The organism is Clostridium sp. AM58-1XD (assembly GCF_003464085.1).
Lineage (GTDB): Bacteria > Bacillota > Clostridia > Lachnospirales > Lachnospiraceae > Lachnoclostridium_A.
In genome coordinates, this window is record NZ_QSDR01000013.1 from 61,215 (window position 1) to 79,176 (window position 17,962).

Here is a 17,962-nt window from a genome sequence, read left to right on the forward strand (position 1 = left end):
TTTATGGGAGGGATTTTTGGAAAATGACACACTTAAATACCGGGCAGGCAGGCTATCAGAAGATTTTTTACAAAAAATGGACTTTGACAGTCCTTCTTTCTGCTGTCCTTATTTCAGCCTTTACCTTTTCAATCTACAATGCTGCCGGCCTTCGTACTGCTCTCGAACAGAGTACCAAATCCTATCTGCATGATGTAACAGCTCAGACTGCAAATGAGATCGGAGATACCATGAAAACTAAAATGAATGAGTTAGCAGTAATTTCCGATACTGTTGCACAGTTTCATCTCCATGAAAATCCTGATGATACAACCGAGTTTTTAAAGAGAAAGGCCGCGCTCCTTGAATTCGATACACTAATCATCATGGATCAAAACGGAAATCTGCTGGCTTCCAATAAGGATTCTCAATTATCAGAGCACGAATTAACCAGCCTGCTGGAACTCCCTGGTGTATCGGAATCATTTCGCGGCGAAATACGGGCTGGCTACAGAGACGGGCAGCATATATTTTATTCTGCTCCAGTCCGACGGAACAGCCAGATTCCCGAACTTATGATAGGTACCAGAAAAAAAGAGAACATTCAGGCAATGATATCATCCAAGCAGTTTCATGGTCATATGCTGAGCTGTATTGTAGACGGCAGCGGCCAGGTAATCATCTCTCCCACAGATTTGAAACCTTTTCTTCAGTTGGACAGTATTTTTAAGAGCCATAAGGATTCTAAAGTAAATAAAGAAATACAAAACATGCTGAACGATCTCGCAGAGAAGCGTAGCGGATCGTTGAAATTCACGTCTATTTACGATGAACAGCTGGTTTTATCCTATAATGCGCTGGGTATCAACGACTGGTTTCTTCTTACCATCATTCCTGCCGATATCGTCACTGGAGGTGCGGATCCATATATTATAAGGACATTTGTCATAATTGGTTTTACTATTTTGCTGTTTTCTTTGTTCCTTTATTCTATTTTCCGTTTTTATAATGACCACAGGAAGCAACTGGAACGGATGGCTTTTACCGATCCAATAACAGAAGGACTGAATAACACTGCTTTTCATGTTAAATACAACGAATTATCCATGCATATGATTCCGGGTACTTATACCATTGTGCTTTTGAACATAATCGGTTTTAAACTAATAAATGAGCATTTCGGGGTTCAGGCGGCGAATCGCTTTCTTTCATATATTTACCACGTAATACAGCGTCATATTTGCCTGCTCGATAACGAATTCGCAGCCCGAAGTGAATCTGATCATTTTTTTCTCTGCCTGAAAGAGCACGATCCCTCCATTGTCCAAATGCGTCTGGATCAGATCATCGAAGATATCAACGCCTTTCATGATACCGACCTTCCTGTCTATCACATAGCCTTTAAACAGGGCGCCTGTCTTGTGGATGATCCAAAGCTGGAGATCACCCTTCTTCAGGATCACGCGAGAATGGCTTATCAGCCTCTGGACTTCAGCGTGGCTCAAGCCTGTGCCTTTTTTAATGACAGCATAACAGAACGGATGAAAATGGAGCATGAATTGAATGATATGTTTGATCTCTCAATCGAAAACCATGATTTCCAAGTGTATTTACAGCCTAAAATGAGTTTAATCAGCGGAACTGCACAAGGGGCAGAAGCTTTAGTCCGCTGGAATCATCCTCATAAGGGAATGATTGCGCCGGTCGATTTCATTCCTCTTTTTGAAAATAACGGCAAAATATGCCGTCTGGACCTATATGTATTTACAGAGATCTGCTCCCTTCTGAAAAAATGGAAGCAGGATGGAAAAACTCTGATTCCCATCTCTGTTAATCTGTCCAGACAGCATTTCCGAACCCCTGGTTTCCTCGAAGCATTTGCCGCAATTGCACAAAAGTACGAAATCCCCCGTAGATATATCGAATTTGAATTGACAGAATCCATCTTTTTCGATCATCAGCAGATTCATATTGTCAAAAAAAGCATACAGCAGATGCATCGCCTGGGCTTTCTGTGCTCATTGGATGATTTTGGTTCGGGTTATTCATCTTTGGGCCTGCTGAAGGAATTTGATGTTGATACCATAAAGCTGGACCGCTCCTTCTTCTTAAACATATCCGGCACCAGGGCGTGGGATATCATCGCATGCTTGGTCGAGTTATCAAAGCGTCTGGATGTACAGACGGTCGCTGAAGGAATTGAAAATCAGGAACATCTGGATCGTCTTCGCAGGATCGACTGTGATATGGTCCAGGGATATATTTTTTCGAAACCCGTCCCAATTTCAATATTTGAACAGCTTTTCCCATAAGGTTCTTCTAATTTTCCATGGGAAAAACATTTTAAATCCGAATCTCCAGCCGGGATCGTTGCCGAATGGCATAGTCTGATATTTTGTTCACAATTTGTTTAAAATTAATTTAAAAACCTTTCATATTATCAACATGATTTCTTCATGTTTTCTGCTTATACTAATCAATGTAAACAGTTAGTGCTGTTTCATACAGGTTACAAGATTTTTTTCATAATACTCGAGCTGATATCCTTATATCAGCTCTCCTCCCTTTTTAATGATATAAAAATGATGGCTGCTACAGGTGTGATTTACTCTCCTCGTAGCAGCCATTTTCTGGTTTCATTCACTTTTAGCTAATTTCTTCATCTAATCGATCGAATCCCATTTTATCTTATTATTCCTTATCTTACAATGATATAAGTCATATATCCCGCATACATTACCACCATCAGCAGACCTTCTGCCCGCGTAACCTTCATGGATGTCCTTGTAATCACCCACGCAATCAGGCTGAAGACGATCAGACAGATGAGATCATATACGGAAGCCACGCTTACCGTAATTGGTTTGATCACAGATGATACAGCAAGCACCATCAATATATTAAAAATATTAGAACCGATGGCATTTCCCAATGCCAGACCGTTTTCTCCTTTGTATGCCGCTACTACGCTTGTTACCAGTTCCGGAAGAGACGTTCCCATCGCCACAATTGTCAGACCGATCAGGTTCTGGCTCAATCCAAATGTTTCTGCAATCTGAGTAGCTCCGTCCACAACAAGATTTCCTCCCATGATAATTGCCGTCATCCCCAGAATAATATACAGCGTGCTTCTGACCGGGCTGAGGGCATCAATCTTTTCTTCTGACGAAATCCTGTTTTTCAAAGCAGACTTTACGGTGAAATACATAAAATATACAAACAGTCCTAAAAGAATCAGGCCGTCCACTCTGCCGGTCTGAAGGTCAAATGCGATCATCACCAGAAGCACCACAGAAATTACAATTGAGTAAATGAAATCGCCGTACATAATCTTCTTATCTGCCGCAATCGGTCTGACCATGCTTCCAATTCCTACTACGACGAGGAGGTTAAAAATATTGGATCCGATTACATTACCCACAGCAATACCGTTATTCCCATTAACCGCTGCGGTTATGCTGACTGCCGCCTCCGGTGCACTTGTTCCGAAAGCCACTACCGTTAAGCCTATAATTACGCTTGGTATTCTAAGTAATTTTGCAACAGAAGAACTGCCTTCCACAAAGTAATCTGCGCCTTTAATAAGCAGCACAAATCCTACGATTAACCAAATATATACCATTTATCTATCTCCTTTACAGTTTGATCCGCTGTTTCCAAGCTTCTCCTGATATTATCTTTATCTAATTACAGGTTCTTATACTGCGGCCACGGCCTGTCCATACCATAAACGGCCAGCCGTCCATTCCTTAATCAGGTCAGCCTTTACGTACGTTTGAAAGCGGATTACTGCCCATTTTTGTATTGGCAGAAATCAACCGTTCCCTTCCTTCTGCCTTGACTGTATTCTCCAGTTCTTTTACTGCATCTTTGGCAATCCAGACCTGCGCCTTATTGCCGTTTTCCATTAAATCGTGCGCCAGTAAAAGCGCCTTCTCATTATATTTAAAATCTTTTTTCCCTATTTCTCTCAAAGCCCATGAAACTGCCTTTTTAATATGTTCATGTTCATCCGATGAATTTTCATAAATAAGTTTTAAATATTCGTCGAGGGTGCCTTCCGATATTTTTTTATTATGGATTACATCAGCAGCAATCAAGGTAAATGCTGCTCTTTTCTTGTAGGTCTGCGATGATGCAGCCCATTCCACAATATAGTTTTCATAATCGTTTCGTTTTATAATTAAATTTTTACATAAGTGGTCACATAAATCCCAGGATTGGACATCCGATATCAAACGCTCAATATCAGAAGCTCCGATTTCTTTTTTATCAAATAGCAAAACAGCCAGAATTCTGGCCTCATGATAACCAGTATTCCACAGATCAAATGCCAGATCGTTTGATTTCTTAAGCTGCTTTGCCAGTTTTCTTACGTCTGCAGTCGGTACGCCTATGCTGAACTCTTCCGGTATACCCATTCTGACCACATTTGCTTTATATTTTTCAGACGCTAATGATTTTAACGTTTTAACAATCTCATCCGTAGTCATTTTAAAATCCTCCGCTGTTTAATAAAATTTATCATGTGTTTTTAGCTGTTCCAATTATAGCATCGATTTCACGTCCAGTCATTTCTTTTCTTTCAGAACCATGACAGTTTTATCCCTATCTTTCAAGTCCCATGACTACCTTTCTCAATGCTACAAGGGCAAACAGGTTGGGAATTGCCAGCAGGCCGTTCCAAATATCTGCAAATTCCCAGACTGCCTCCAGGCTGGACAGGCACCCCAGAAATACTGCATTCAGATATAAAACGGTATACAGAACATCTGCTATCTTCCATCCAATATGCAGATGCTCCGCCAGATATGATACGGCCTGTTTACCAAGATAATACCATGCTATAATTGTAGCAAAAGCAAATACGGTCATAGAGAGGGACACCAGGTATTCTCCCGCCTTTCCCATCCTTTTTGAAAAACACCATGCCGTCAGGGCGGCACCGTCAATTCCTGCTGTTTCCGGTTTTCCGTCAGTCATCAGAAGGATTACCAGAGCTGTCAGCGTACAGATGACAATCGTATCTACAAATACTTCGAACATTGCCCACATTCCCTGTTTTTCCGGAGTCGTATTTTCTGCTGCGCCGTGTAAAACAGCAAGAGTACCCAGTCCTGCTTCGTTGGAAAATACGCCTCTTGAAATGCCGTATTGAATACTTCTGCTAATACAAAAGCCTGCGGTTCCTCCGAATACGGCGGCCGGTTCAAATGCAGACCGGAATATTTCTGCAAAAACATCGGGCAGTTTTGAAACGCAGGAAAGGATAACGGCCATAGAAAAGAAAAAATAAATTCCCGCTGAAACGGGCATAATTTTTTCAGACGCTGCCGCAATCCGCCTGATTCCCCCTTTTATGATTAAAAAGACTGCGATCGTAGCCGCTGCTCCTGCGACAAGCGGCGAGATGCCGAATGAATACCCCGCTGTTTCCGATAGAGAATTGGCCTGCACCATGCTTCCCATTCCCAATGCTGTCATTATACAGCAGAACCCGTAGATCATTGCCAAAACCGGACGGTTCAGCCCCCTGTCCAAATACACCATAGGCCCGCACAGATAACTGCCGTCTTTTTTTCTATAGCGGTAATGTATGCCGAGATACGTCTCTGCATAAGCGGTCATCATCCCAATTACAGCCGACACCCACATCCAGAATATGGCTCCTGCCCCTCCCGCCGTCAGGGCAGTTGCAACACCAACGATATTTCCGGTACCGATCGTAGCAGCAAGGGCGGTGCATGAAGACTGAAACTGGCTGACCCCTTTGTGCTCCTCTTCTGTTTTTCCAATACTTCCGGCAGTCTCTCCCATCCAGTAACGGATTTTTCGTATTTGAAAAAATCCCGTTTTTACCGTGTAGTAAATTCCTACCCCTAAAAACGCCAAAAGCAGCCACGGTCCCCAAATAATTTCATGTATCTGATGCGTCATCTGATCACTTCTTCCAATTCTTTTCCTGTCGCATTCTATGTGAACTTATGATAAAATATACACATAAGCAGCCGGCCAGACAAAGTCAGATCAGTTTGACCTCAACCATTGTTATTATGAAAAGAAAAAATGAAAATTTTTGTTGGAAAAGAGGGGTTTTTATGCCAGGATTTACAACACACTATATTTTAGGAATGAAAGCATACAACGATCTTCCAAATCTTCAGCTGAAGTATATAATTGCCAAGCATCGCTGGCTGTATCAGCTGGGCCTTCAGGGACCGGATATGTTCTTTTATAATATTCCCATCCTGCGGCACCGCGATTACAGGAATGTCGGCTCCTATATGCATGAGCATCACGTAGACGACTTTTTCCAGTGCTGTCTTACCAACCTGTCGCGCCTTCCTTACAAACAGCAGCGCGAACAGGCGATGGCTCTTCTGGCTGGCTGGCTCTGCCATTATATCGGCGACTCCATCTGCCATCCATATGTCTACGGCAGGATCAATTATGATATCAACAATCCGTCTACTTATCATCATGGTCTGCATGCGGCTCTTGAAAATGATATCGATGCCATTTTGCTACAGAAATATAAAAAGAAAAAACCGTCCGAATTCAACCAGGCCGCAACCATCTGTCTGAATGGACTGGAAATGCAGTTCGTCTCCAGATTTCTTTCTACCTGTATCAACGAAACATATTATCCGATCAGCTATAAAAACAATTTTCAGGTCACGCCGCAAATGGTTTACCGGTCAATTCTTGCCCTCCGGTTCGGCTGCCGCACTTTGGCGGATAAATCTGGCCGTAAAAAGAACAGCATCGAGTTTGTGGAATCTATTTTTCTTAAGAATCCGGTGGCATCTACGAAAATTGTTACTGACGGAGTTTCCAATCCCCGTAAATGCCTGAACTTAGACCATGAAATATGGTGTAATCCCTGGAAAAAAAGCCTGGCCTCAACCGCATCATTCCCGGACCTCTTTCACCAGTCCCTCGGAAAATGCCGAACCGTATATTATCATCTGAATACGATTCTCACCAGTGATATTCCGATTGAGGAGCAGGATTTCCATCTGCTTCTGGCGGAACTGGGAAATTACTCTTATCACAGCGGTCTGCCTGTAGACGACCGGTCATAACCGTTATTACCTGAATGCTATTCAAGGAGGCACCTATGGATGCATATCTCAATCAAGCGGCCGACGGGCCGGTGGATTATCATCTGATCGCCGATTCCGCTGTCCTGGCCGGTCAGATTATGCTGGTAGCCGGAGCTGAAACGAACCGGGTAGAGGATACGATTAAGCGGATTCTCCAGACATCATATTTCGAGCATTCCGATGCCTTTGTCGTCACTACCGGAATTATCATCACTCTGGAAGACCGCCGATACGGCACCATCAGCCTGACGCGCCGTGTCGGTGAAAAACAGACAAACCTTGCAATATTGCCAAAGTGAATGCCATATCACGAGATTATTGCCAGGGCAATCTTTCTTTAGAGGAAACCTTCCGCCAGCTGACCGATATGGAGCCGGTCCGCTATCCCGACTGGCTCACCTTTCTTTCCATCTGCTTAACAGCAGTAAGTTTCACGCTGATTCTTGGAGGCAATGCACTGGACTGCTTTATTTCCGGAATCAACAGCATCTATTTCATCATCAGCCGCCTGATCAACCGCAAATTACGGGTCAGCGGCTTCGTATTCAATATGGTAGCTTCTTTTTTTATGGCATTTACCAGCATTGCATTTCAGCAGCTGCTCATCCCTTCTCTGAAGCTGGAACCTCTGATTGCCGGCTCCATTATGGCGATGCTACCCGGTCTGGCCATGACAAACGGCATCCGTGATACGTTGGCAGGCGACTACATGTCTGGAAGCGCCAGGATTGTAGAAGCTTTGTAACAGCTGCTTCTCTGGCTCTCGGAATCGGCGCCGGGCTCGCTTTAGGAAATATTATTTTAGGAGGCCTTTTATGATTCTGCATCTGGTTGGTTCATTTATGGCCGTAATCACTCTCAGTATCATTTTCTGCGTACCTAAAAAGTATCTGACCTGTTCCAGCCTCGTAGGCGCGCTGGGGTGGTTCTTTACCTGAAGATTATGGAAACAGGGTTCAATGAAATGTTCGCCATGTTCACAGCCGCATTTCTCGTTTCTCTCTTATCTCAGATTTTTGCACGTATATTTAAGGCACCTGTCACGATTTTTCTGGTACCAGGCATTCTCCCTCTCGTACCGGGGGTCGGAATGTACAGGATTGTCTATTATCTGCTCCTGGAAGACAGCAGCATGTCCGGCTATTATTTTCTATACACCCTGCAGATGGCCAGCATGATCGCTGTGGCCATCTTCGTTACAGATACGATCTTTCAGATCATAAGACGTGTCGGAGAAATGAACGGCAGCGAAAGGGATTAGAAATTTCGTAGTTCATAGTATCATGCTGCTATATCAAAGTCTCTGCCAGAATAAACGAAAGGAACGTTATTATGAATACTGATAAACAGCAGCTAAGTAAGAATGAGCAGAATGAAAAAAAACGAAGCCATAAAGGTGAGTCCAAGTAAAAAGGAGTGCCGCAGCACTCCTTTTTACTCGATTACCTGATCCCCGTCTTTTGTACAGTAATGCTTTGTAACTCCCAGGTCCATCATCCACTTTTTCGTCTCTTCGGTTTTATATTTTCCTGTTCCAGGCCCATATCCTCCGTCATTGTCCCACAGCCACTGTGGCGTCGGCCAAAGGCAGATTTTCGGGCGAAATACTTGATATACCTGCTCTGTCACACCGTTCTGTCCGTGATGGGCCATCTGCAGGATATCGCATTTCAGCTTAGTCGTATCCCAGCTTTTAATCAGCTGTTCTCCGCCTTCTCGTCCCATATCTCCCAGGAAATCAATATATACGCCGTTTACATTGATCATATAGCAGACAGAACTGTTGTTAATGGAATCCGTCGGCAACTGGTATGCCCTATTTAAAACAGTTATCGTTACATCGTCTACCTGGATTTCTGTTCCCTTGGTTATTTTATTATTGCGCTTCTCCTCCGGGACCTTTGTTTCCAGATTGTAGATGAAGTTTTTGACAACCGCGATATCTGAAGCCGTAGAATCTTTCTCATAATGTGTTACCGGTGCAAAGGAATAATAGATATTATCAATCGTAATTCTTTTCTCTTCCCTGCTCAAAATCGTATTCAGCGCTCCGATGTGGTCAATGTGCGGGTGGGTAATCAGCCACGCCTTTACATGGCCACCTTTTGCAGCCAGAACATCAGTCAGATGATCGGCATCATCAGGAGTTCCTCCGTCTATGACAATCAGGCCGCCTTCTTTTGTCTGTATCACAGCAGAAAGCATCTGGCTGCCCTGTTCGTTTGCCAGAAGTGTGAGATTTGCACCGCCAAGAATCTTTTCACTCTCTTCTGCGGCGCCCTGTTCCCCTTCATTGGTTCCAAGGAGTTCTCCAACACTCTGAATGACCCCTGTGCTGCCCTTCATGACCATGAGTCCGTCAGTTTCCCCCTGAAGTTCAGAAGGCCTTTCATTCTGTTTCTGGAATCCTGCAACTCTGGCAAGCATGGTCAGCCCCATTACACATAATATCCCATTCAGCGCCCATCTGCGCCAATTCTTCATCCCTTCACCTACTGCGCCTTAGTTGGCTCTGCTTCACCGGACTGAGTTGGCTTTTCGATCGTTGCCGTATCCATTTTGCTCAGCCATCCGTCAGGGCTTACCTCGTCCTGGTCGCCTGCTATGATGACATCATCGACAAGCCAGGTGCTCTCATCCTCTTTCGTGCTCTCCGGCATCACCTGAATCCAGATGTTATGTGTTTCGGCATAACCGCCGTAATAGCCCTCTTCCGACATAGCGAACTTATGATCCTGGTCTGTCACCGCGTCATTGCATGCACTGATCAGCTGAGTAGCGAACTCGAGAGCCTGTTCCTGCGTCGTATCGTCCTTTACCGTCACCATGATGTAAGCGCTGTCGTCGTCGGCATTCACGTCGATCTCCACGCTGTACGGATAATCAATATTGTCTACGTAATCTTCATTCAGATCATCCTTTACCTGCTGCCAGTCAATCTTCACATCTTTTTTGATGGACATATCAGGAGCAGCCGTTCCCTCCGGTGTTACAATATTGCTCTTTGTACATGCGCACAGCATTGCTGCACATCCTAAAATCATTATTATCTTTTTTAATTTCATTTATCTTTCCTCCTTGTATTGACCCTTTGTATTATATAGGAAGTCCGAAGATTTTTATAGGGGTTTTAAGAAAATGTCATAAAATCTTCACATTTTGTCATTTTTTCCAGAAAAGTAAAAACCGCCCTGGAATAAATTCTGTGCTCCAAAAGCGGTTTTTACATATACAAATTAATCTTCGTCTTCCTGTTCCAAATCATCAAACATATCTGAATCATAAAATTCGCGGATAGATACGCCAAACCCGTCTGCTATACGTTTAATATTGGTAATTCCAGGATTCTTGCTCTGTCCGTTCATAATACTTTTAAATGTGGATGGCGGTATTCCTGATTTATAAATCAGCATATACTCTGTTATGCGCTTCTGCGTGCATAATTCCCTGATCCGCTTACAAGTTGCTTCTCTTACGTTCAAGTCTATCCTCTCCTTCTACCTATAGTTTAGTAGAAAAAGGAGACAAATCAGGTCGATATATCGTCATATCAATACAAATCACATTACCATAAACTGGATATTATCCATTTTATCTGTTGGATCAGGCAGTCCCTTAAGATTCTTGTATATTCTCTAGCTTTTCTACGATGTAAACCGGTCTGTCTTTCAGCTCGTTAAAAAGGATCGCGATATATTCTCCAATAATGCCCACTAAAAAGAAAAGGACGGAGAACATAAAACAAATCAGGACAACGATGGTCGCATACCCAGGGGGCGCTCCGATTTTCGTCCAGGTATATACCGTATAGAACATAACCACCAGCCCAAGTCCTCCGGAACACAGTCCGGCATAAATGCCAAGCTTCAGCGGCATGTTGGAAAAGCAGAGAATTGTATTCACTGCAAATTGAAATAATTTTTTTAAACTATATTTACTTTTACCTGCTACCCTCTCCCTGGCCTCATATTCCAGATTGACCTTACGAAACCCCAGATTCTGTACGTATCCTCTCAAAAAGCGTACCTTTTCTCTATAGCTCTTTTTGAGTATCTCCGTTACCCTCCTGCTCACAGCAAAAAAATCAGAGGCGTTCGCTTCGAATTTTACATCCGATACGGCATTGATAAACCAGTAAAATCCAGAGGATGTCACGTTTTTCAGAATTCCGGCAGAACGGTTTTTCGTTCTCACCATATTTATAACTTCATACCCTTCATCCATTTTTTTCAGAATCTCCGGTATGCATTCCGGCGGATGCTGCAGGTCGGAATCCATGCATATTACCGCTTCGCCGCTGCTGTAATCAAGTCCTGCAATCATGGCTGCTTCATGACCAAAGTTCCTTGAAAAGGATACTACTTTCACGCGGCTGTCCTGCTTCGCCAGTTCCTCCAGTATATCAAGGCTCTTGTCTCTGCTTCCATCATTGACAAACAAAAGCTCATAATCCCACGCGCTGCCATGATTGTTTAGTTGGGAAAGCACGCGGACCGACTCTCTGTAAAATTCCGGCAGCGCCTGTTCTTCATTATATACGGACACTACCACCGACACTGTCCTACTCATAGATTTGAATCTCCATACTGGAATGAGACGGAACTCTCTTCTCTTCTGGAGGCAGTTTCCAATAGTCCCCATAAATCGCCTTAAGCACTCCATCCGGATTTGCCGGCGCCATGTAGTTCCTTCCCTCAAATTCCAGTTCTGATATTTCTCTGCACCATGACCGGCCTACTGTTACGTACAAATAATCCGGCTGATAATTGCTGTAGTAATAACACAGGTTCTTCTTTCCGTTGAACCGGACTGCCAGCCGTTCCTGAAGAAAAAATACGGCTGGGAGTGGCGTTATTTTGCCGACAGCCGCCAGACTGCCAATCATAATCCGTTCCTTCCATCCATATTTCGAATAATCGACGTGATATCGGTGTCCCATAGCCAGTCCATACAGCACTTTGTGAAGAAAACGGACGGCACAGGCAGTTCCTTTCCTGTCCGGCAGTTCATCCAGGATAAATACGTCCACCCACAGATGGTTCAGGCTCCCGTCATAAAAGTCCATTTCCGCCCCGTCTTCATGTTTTTTACTCGGCAGATAGAGAATCCTGGGGGTGAAGTCGTAAAAGCCCTTTCCCCCGTGAAATGTACGGTAATCGAGAAGCTTCATGGACGGAGGCAGTTCTCTCTCCGCTACCTTCATAAATGCCCTGTAATTATCCCTTGTAAAAGCAATATCGATGTCATCATCCCATGGAATGAATCCCTTATGGCGCACCGCACCTAAAAGTGTACCGGCGTCCATCAGATATTTAATTTTATATTTTCTGCAGATTCTGTCCACTTCATCCATGACTTTCAAATTTGCTTCGTGAACTTTGTCTAACCCGTAGCCTTCCATTTCCGGCCTCCCTTCCAGAAAGCTCCGAATTGTTACAGAACAGCTTCCCTAATTGTTTTTGCCATATGGTCTATCATCTCGTCCGTCATTCCTGGGTATACGCCAACCCAGAACGTGTCCTTCATGATTCTGTCCGTATTCTCCAGCGTCCCGCTGATGCGGTAGCCCTCCCCGCTCCTTCTCATTTCGTCAAAGCACGGATGTTTTGTCAGATTACCAGCAAACAGCATCCTCGTCTGGATGCCTCTTTCTTCCACAAACTGCACAACATGGTTTCTGTCCGTTCCCTCTTTGCACGTAATCAGAAATCCAAACCAGCTGGGATCGGAATCTCTGCACGGCTCCGGAAGAATAAGCCTTTCTTCCGTTCCCTTAAGTCCCTCTTTCAGACGGGCAAAATTATGCTTTCTTCTCTCCACAAAGCCAGGGAATTTCTTCAGCTGTGCACATCCGACAGCTGCCTGCATATCCGTTGCCTTCAGGTTATATCCAAAATGAGAATAAACGTATTTATGATCATATCCCAGCGGAAGCTCTCCATATTGTCTGTCAAAACGATGACCGCACAGATTATCGCGGCCTGACGGACATACACAGTCTCTGCCCCAGTCCCGGAACGAACGGGCGATCTTGTTGAGCAGCGGATTATCCGTATAAACAGCTCCTCCTTCTCCCATCGTCATATGATGCGGCGGATAAAAGCTGGAAGTACCGATATCTCCGACCGTACCTGTAAATTTTGTTGTTCCGTCTATCGTATACCGACTTCCGAGAGCGTCGCAGTTATCCTCCACCAGCCACAGATCATGGCGTCCGCAGAACTCCTTAACCGCCTTCAGATCAAAGGGATTCCCAAGGGTGTGGGCAATCATAACTGCCTTCGTCCTGTCAGAATAAGCTTCCTCCAGCTTCGTCACATCGATGTTATACTGAGGGATCGTCACATCTACAAATACAGGGACGGCCCCGTATTGAATCATTGGCGTTACCGTCGTTGGAAATCCGGCCGCAACTGTAATGACCTCGTCCCCCCTCTTAATTCTGCGCTCTCCGAGCAAAGGAGACGTAAGCGTCATAAAAGCCACAAGATTTGCAGATGAACCTGAGTTCACAAGTGAACAGTATTTCACACCCAGATATTCTGCCAGCTCTTTTTCGAATTCATCCGTATATCTTCCTGATGTAAGCCAGAACTCCAGAGAGCTGTCCACCAGATTTACCATCTCTTCCTGGTCATAGACACGTGAGGCATAAGAAATTCTGTCTCCTGCCTGGAATTTCTTCTTCTGGTTATGGTATTTCTGGCAGTATGACGATACCATATCTAATATCTCCTGCCTTGCTTCCTTTTCTGTCTGATTCTCGAACATACTTCTTTCCTTTCCTGCCCAACGGGTCTGATTTTATTGAGTCAATTTCCCTATATGGGGAAATTTTTACCCAGCGAAAAACTCCATGATCTGCCGGTCCGTAACAGCCAGCATATCTTCCCCATCCAGATAAGATTTTGACCACTCCACAGTTTTCTCAACAGCTTCTTCAACATGGTATTTCGGTTTCCATCCAAATACAGTTTTTACCCTGGAACAATCCAGCTTCAGAAAATTCGCTTCGTGTGGGCCTCCGTCATGCTTGTTGATCCATGTAAGGCCGCTCCCCCATGAATTGCAGAACATGTCTGTCAACTCTCCTGTCGTTACGCAGTCACAATCATCCGGCCCCACATTATAGCAGCCTTCGTACGTTTTATCCTCATACTGCCTCATGGCGATAGTAAGATATACAGCCAGCGGCTCCAGCACATGCTGAAACGGCCTGGTCGAATATGGGTTGCGCACGACTATATCCTTTCCAGCCGCCGCTGCCCTGATACAGTCCGGAATAATTCTGTCGTTGGCGAAGTCGCCTCCGCCGATCACATTTCCCGCCCGCGCAGTGGAAATTCTACAGTGCCCATCCTCAAAAAACGACTTCTGATAGCTGTGTGTCACCAGCTCTGAGCAGGACTTGCTATTGGAATAAGGATCGTATCCATCCAAAGGATCGCATTCCCGATACCCGTATTCCCATTCCCTGTTTTCATACACCTTATCCGTTGTGACATTCAGAAACGATTTCACAGAACTGCTGTTTCTCACACATTCCAGAATATGAACAGTCCCCATCACATTCGTTTCATATGTGTAAACAGGCTCCTTATAAGAATCTCTTACAATCGGCTGTGCTGCCAGATGGAAAACGATTTCCGGCCGGATCTGGTCAAACACCTGCTTTAAATGAGTAAGATCGCGGACGTCTCCTGTTATACTGTTCATCGTATCTTCCAGACCTGCGGCGGCAAAAAGGCTTGGTTCTGTAGGCGGCTTCAGCGCATACCCGGTAACTTCTGCACCCGCCAGAACCAGAACTCTGGAGAGCCAGGATCCCTTAAAACCGGTATGGCCTGTCACAAGCACCTTTTTCCCGTTATAGAATTCGTTCAGCTGCTGCATATTGATATTCATAATCTCTGCTCCTTTTTAATTATCCCATATCTTCCACGGAGCTTTGCCGGACTGCCACAACTCCTCCAGTTTATTCATCTCTCTCTGCGTGTCCATACACTGCCAGAATCCCTTATGATAGAAGGATTTCAGCTGGCCTTCTGCTGCCAGACGCTGCATTGGTCCCTGTTCAAAAATAGTATTATCCCCGTCCAGATAATCGAATATTTCCGGATTTAATACCATAAAGCCTCCATTAATCAGGCTTCCATCGCCCTCTTCTTTTTCCCGGAAAGACGTCACCGTATTATCAGCGCTGATTTCCAGCACACCTTTCAGCTGGCCTACATTAACGGTAGTAATCGTTGCGATTTTTCCCTGGCTTTCATGGAACTCCTTCAATGCCTTTAAATCCACATCCGATACGCCGTCCCCGTATGTCATCATAAACGGTTCGTCGCCGACATACGGCCGTATCCTCTTAATACGTCCTCCCGTCATGGTATTAAGCCCCGTATCAACCAGCGTTACCTTCCATGGCTCTGAATAATTGTTGTGAACCTCCATGCGGTTGTTCGCCAGGTCGAAGGTCACATCTGATGTATGGAGAAAGTAATCAGCAAAAAACTCTTTGACCACATACTGTTTATATCCCAGACAGATCACAAAATCATGGAATCCGAACTCAGAATAGTATTTCATGATATGCCACAGGATCGGCTTTTCACCGATTTCGATCATTGGTTTTGGTTTTAAATGGCTCTCTTCGCTGATTCTCGTTCCAAAACCGCCTGCAAGAATTACAACTTTCATTTTTTGCTCTCCTTCTTATTCCCTGTATATATTCAGATGGTTTTCCTTCAATATGGAAAGAGCCTGTCTGATTTTCTCTGCACTCTTATACTGAAATTTTGTTTTCAGTTCATCGTCGTCAAAATCTTCATAATGCAGCGCCATTTCTGCCACGGTCTGCCCCCATTCCTTCCGGTTCGGAGCTATTTTAATTTCCCGGTATGTGGTATAGGCATTTCCCGCAAGCAGGAGCACGCACCATAAAACAGCCAGAATTTTGACGGCTTTTCCTTTTATACTATTCCAAAGAAGTCCTGCCGTCAATACAATCCCCAGTATCCCTACCTGAAACTGAAGAGCATATCTGGAACTCATCCCATAGCTGTCCCGGAGAAAAATCCATCTGGACAGCAGTATCAATACATGGTTCATCCCGCCGCTTATAATCAGGATCAGCGGCAGCATTGTCTTTTCATAAAGTCTGTACCGGAAATTCAGATACAGCGCCGCCAGATAAGCTCCGATCACAGCCAGTCCGAGAATATAAACAAATGCATATGGAAATACGCCCTTATTTACAAGTTCTTCAAACGCTTCCTGTCCAAATACCATTCCTGCAAACGATTTAATAAAAAACTTTACGAACAGCATCGGCTGTTCCATAAGAACAGGCAGCATCGGGCCTTCATAAGCTCCCGCATGTTCAGACACCGCATAGGAATTACTCCACATATATAGAAACAGGGGAATGATTAGACAAACCGACCATCGCAGATACTTTTTATCCCATCTGCCTTCTGCTGCCTTTTTCCTGCCTGCTGCAAACCCATAAGCCAGAAGCATGACACCGGTATATACGGCACAGTATGGCCCTGCTACACACAGGGTAATTAAAAACGGAAGGATCAGAAGCCTGATTTCATCTCCTTTTTTTCCTTCTCCGCTCTCTGTCCTGTCAAATACCATGTAGTGATAATAAAAACATGCAAATGCAAAGAAATGGACCCATCCTGTACCATTTGTCAGCATTTCCCATTTATTCAGGCTGAAAAACAGGAGCATGAAAATGAAAAACCATACCGTTCCCAATTTTCGTTTCCCCGCATAAATCCCCATTACAAGCGCTGCCAGGCCAAGTCCCAGCCCCCCAAGCATGAGATCAAAGGTTACGGAAAATCCAAGGACGCTTACATTAAAAGCTCTGACCGGAAAATTGATGGGAATTCTGGTGAGAATGTCCGCCACAAAAAATTTTTCCGGATTCCAGACATCCGGCAGATAAGAAAGAATCTGCCTCATATAATCAGAATATGCCATGTCCCAGGATGCAGATTTTATGTACCATAGTACAAAAAGCGTCCCTAAAAGCGGCACGGCATAATAAAACCATTGTTTTTCTATCTGCTTTCTCGTTTCAGTCATAGGCTCCATACGCTTTCTTATAAAAATACTCCAGCAAACGGACTGCTGGCTGTGGCCAGAATCTTCCAAACATAGCCAACTCTTCTTCACTCCGTCTGTTGTCACCAATCCATTTCTTCGTCGTAGCCCCATCATGTACACGATAATAAATCAGGGGCCTTTCCACACAGACAAACCTGCCTTTCCGTTCTGCAAGTTTCCACAGGGTATCCCAATCCAGCACATACCGGAATTCGGATGTAAACAAAGGTGTTCCCAGCTTTCGCTTATTGTAAGTGCAGGAAGAACAGCAGATGGAATTTCCAAATACAAGAGCGGCTTTCTTAAGAGCTGTTCTGTCGTTCCAGTTCTGATATCTGAGGGGAAACCGGAGTATAACCTTCACCCATTCCACAAGACCTTTTCTCCGCTTCAGTATCCGCTCCTTCACCGTTACATAATCTGTCGTAAACAGCGTCATATCGTGGTAACGCTCATACATGTTCAGCAGGATTTTTACGTAATCCCTGTGATACATGTCGTCCTGATGGGCGATCGTAACGAGCTCGCTGTCCGCCTTTTCGTATGCGAAATTCCAGTCCTCCTGGATGTCGCTCTCTCCCTCTCTCACATAAACTGGTATTCCATATTTCCATGCCAGCTCTTCAATATAGAGGCTGGGAGTAGACGTGCATAAAATAATACTGCTTTTAACACTCTGTGCGGCCAGTGATTTCATACAGTTTTCCAGATATGGAGAATCTCCGTAAGCGCAGATTGCAAATGTATGCTTCTTCATT

At 44.4% G+C, this 17,962-nt stretch carries 17 protein-coding genes and 1 pseudogene; 5 read left to right on the forward strand and 13 right to left on the reverse strand.

The genetic code is table 11. The features are described 5' to 3' along the window. Positions 1–23: 23 nt before the first annotated feature. Entirely contained in the window at positions 24–2,291 is a 2,268-nt protein-coding gene (locus tag DXA13_RS09675; protein WP_118243883.1) for an EAL domain-containing protein, read from the forward strand. Positions 2,292–2,677: 386 nt separating this feature from the next. On the opposite strand, the gene DXA13_RS09680 is transcribed toward DXA13_RS09675, so the two are convergent. From DXA13_RS09680 to DXA13_RS09690, 3 genes are all read right to left on the reverse strand, one after another. Beyond that, positions 2,678–3,601: a calcium/sodium antiporter gene (locus DXA13_RS09680; RefSeq protein WP_118243885.1), complete on the reverse strand. Its 924-nt coding sequence runs from the start codon at positions 3,599–3,601 to the stop codon at positions 2,678–2,680. A gap of 136 nt (positions 3,602–3,737) precedes the next feature. Continuing rightward, on the reverse strand, positions 3,738–4,472 hold the full coding sequence (locus DXA13_RS09685; protein ID WP_118243887.1) for a DNA alkylation repair protein: 735 nt from the start codon (positions 4,470–4,472) through the stop codon (positions 3,738–3,740). A gap of 115 nt (positions 4,473–4,587) precedes the next feature. Further along, positions 4,588–5,916: a sodium:alanine symporter family protein gene (locus DXA13_RS09690; RefSeq protein WP_118243889.1), complete on the reverse strand. Its 1,329-nt coding sequence runs from the start codon at positions 5,914–5,916 to the stop codon at positions 4,588–4,590. Between the two features lie 161 nt (positions 5,917–6,077). Here DXA13_RS09690 and DXA13_RS09695 point away from each other — a divergent pair, with 161 nt between their 5' ends. The 4 genes and pseudogenes from DXA13_RS09695 (at position 6,078) to DXA13_RS09710 (ending at position 8,346) form a co-directional block, all read left to right on the forward strand. Then, positions 6,078–7,064, forward strand: a complete 987-nt coding sequence (locus DXA13_RS09695) for a zinc dependent phospholipase C family protein (protein WP_118243891.1) — start codon at positions 6,078–6,080, stop codon at positions 7,062–7,064. 119 nt (positions 7,065–7,183) lie between these two features. Next, positions 7,184–7,830: pseudogene (locus DXA13_RS09705) on the forward strand (threonine/serine exporter family protein). Between the two features lie 70 nt (positions 7,831–7,900). Beyond that, positions 7,901–8,023: a threonine/serine exporter family protein gene (locus DXA13_RS20740; RefSeq protein WP_147348012.1), complete on the forward strand. Its 123-nt coding sequence runs from the start codon at positions 7,901–7,903 to the stop codon at positions 8,021–8,023. Then, positions 8,008–8,346 carry a threonine/serine exporter family protein gene (locus tag DXA13_RS09710; RefSeq protein ID WP_118243900.1) on the forward strand — a complete coding sequence of 113 codons (339 nt, stop codon included), beginning with the start codon at positions 8,008–8,010 and terminating at the stop codon, positions 8,344–8,346. The genes DXA13_RS20740 and DXA13_RS09710 overlap by 16 nt, the downstream gene beginning before the upstream one ends. 173 nt (positions 8,347–8,519) lie before the next feature. Here DXA13_RS09710 and DXA13_RS09715 read toward each other — a convergent pair whose 3' ends face one another. From DXA13_RS09715 to DXA13_RS09760, 10 genes are all read right to left on the reverse strand, one after another. Beyond that, positions 8,520–9,569, reverse strand: coding sequence for an MBL fold metallo-hydrolase (locus DXA13_RS09715; RefSeq protein ID WP_118243903.1), 1,050 nt, complete (start codon positions 9,567–9,569; stop codon positions 8,520–8,522). 8 nt (positions 9,570–9,577) lie between these two features. Beyond that, entirely contained in the window at positions 9,578–10,150 is a 573-nt protein-coding gene (locus DXA13_RS09720) for a hypothetical protein (RefSeq protein WP_118243905.1), read from the reverse strand. Positions 10,151–10,321: 171 nt separating this feature from the next. Continuing rightward, positions 10,322–10,567, reverse strand: a complete 246-nt coding sequence (locus DXA13_RS09725) for a helix-turn-helix transcriptional regulator (protein ID WP_118243907.1) — start codon at positions 10,565–10,567, stop codon at positions 10,322–10,324. Between the two features lie 133 nt (positions 10,568–10,700). Further along, entirely contained in the window at positions 10,701–11,654 is a 954-nt protein-coding gene (locus DXA13_RS09730; protein WP_118243909.1) for a glycosyltransferase family 2 protein, read from the reverse strand. Beyond that, positions 11,647–12,486 carry a LicD family protein gene (locus DXA13_RS09735; protein ID WP_118243912.1) on the reverse strand — a complete coding sequence of 280 codons (840 nt, stop codon included), beginning with the start codon at positions 12,484–12,486 and terminating at the stop codon, positions 11,647–11,649. The genes DXA13_RS09730 and DXA13_RS09735 overlap by 8 nt, the downstream gene beginning before the upstream one ends. Positions 12,487–12,518: 32 nt before the next feature. Continuing rightward, on the reverse strand, positions 12,519–13,856 hold the full coding sequence (gene rfbH / locus DXA13_RS09740) for a lipopolysaccharide biosynthesis protein RfbH (protein ID WP_118243914.1): 1,338 nt from the start codon (positions 13,854–13,856) through the stop codon (positions 12,519–12,521). Positions 13,857–13,922: 66 nt separating this feature from the next. Beyond that, entirely contained in the window at positions 13,923–14,990 is a 1,068-nt protein-coding gene (gene rfbG / locus DXA13_RS09745) for a CDP-glucose 4,6-dehydratase (protein ID WP_347559799.1), read from the reverse strand. Between the two features lie 15 nt (positions 14,991–15,005). Continuing rightward, positions 15,006–15,782: a glucose-1-phosphate cytidylyltransferase gene (rfbF, locus tag DXA13_RS09750; RefSeq protein ID WP_118243916.1), complete on the reverse strand. Its 777-nt coding sequence runs from the start codon at positions 15,780–15,782 to the stop codon at positions 15,006–15,008. Positions 15,783–15,797: 15 nt separating this feature from the next. Next, positions 15,798–17,192 carry a hypothetical protein gene (locus tag DXA13_RS09755; protein ID WP_243009051.1) on the reverse strand — a complete coding sequence of 465 codons (1,395 nt, stop codon included), beginning with the start codon at positions 17,190–17,192 and terminating at the stop codon, positions 15,798–15,800. Next, on the reverse strand, positions 17,176–17,961 hold the full coding sequence (locus DXA13_RS09760; RefSeq protein ID WP_118243920.1) for a glycosyltransferase family A protein: 786 nt from the start codon (positions 17,959–17,961) through the stop codon (positions 17,176–17,178). The genes DXA13_RS09755 and DXA13_RS09760 overlap by 17 nt, the downstream gene beginning before the upstream one ends. Position 17,962: the final 1 nt, after the last annotated feature.

Coding starts and splice junctions, on each gene's coding strand:
- DXA13_RS09675 (WP_118243883.1), top strand. CDS start 24: ATGACACACTTAAATACCGGGCAGGCAGGCTATCAGAAGATTTTTTAC.
- DXA13_RS09680 (WP_118243885.1), bottom strand. CDS start 3,601: ATGGTATATATTTGGTTAATCGTAGGATTTGTGCTGCTTATTAAAGGC.
- DXA13_RS09685 (WP_118243887.1), bottom strand. CDS start 4,472: ATGACTACGGATGAGATTGTTAAAACGTTAAAATCATTAGCGTCTGAA.
- DXA13_RS09690 (WP_118243889.1), bottom strand. CDS start 5,916: ATGACGCATCAGATACATGAAATTATTTGGGGACCGTGGCTGCTTTTG.
- DXA13_RS09695 (WP_118243891.1), top strand. CDS start 6,078: ATGCCAGGATTTACAACACACTATATTTTAGGAATGAAAGCATACAAC.
- DXA13_RS20740 (WP_147348012.1), top strand. CDS start 7,901: ATGATTCTGCATCTGGTTGGTTCATTTATGGCCGTAATCACTCTCAGT.
- DXA13_RS09715 (WP_118243903.1), bottom strand. CDS start 9,569: ATGAAGAATTGGCGCAGATGGGCGCTGAATGGGATATTATGTGTAATG.
- DXA13_RS09720 (WP_118243905.1), bottom strand. CDS start 10,150: ATGAAATTAAAAAAGATAATAATGATTTTAGGATGTGCAGCAATGCTG.
- DXA13_RS09730 (WP_118243909.1), bottom strand. CDS start 11,654: ATGAGTAGGACAGTGTCGGTGGTAGTGTCCGTATATAATGAAGAACAG.
- DXA13_RS09735 (WP_118243912.1), bottom strand. CDS start 12,486: ATGGAAGGCTACGGGTTAGACAAAGTTCACGAAGCAAATTTGAAAGTC.
- rfbH (WP_118243914.1), bottom strand. CDS start 13,856: ATGTTCGAGAATCAGACAGAAAAGGAAGCAAGGCAGGAGATATTAGAT.
- rfbG (WP_347559799.1), bottom strand. CDS start 14,990: ATGAATATCAATATGCAGCAGCTGAACGAATTCTATAACGGGAAAAAG.
- rfbF (WP_118243916.1), bottom strand. CDS start 15,782: ATGAAAGTTGTAATTCTTGCAGGCGGTTTTGGAACGAGAATCAGCGAA.
- DXA13_RS09755 (WP_243009051.1), bottom strand. CDS start 17,192: ATGGAGCCTATGACTGAAACGAGAAAGCAGATAGAAAAACAATGGTTT.
- DXA13_RS09760 (WP_118243920.1), bottom strand. CDS start 17,961: ATGAAGAAGCATACATTTGCAATCTGCGCTTACGGAGATTCTCCATAT.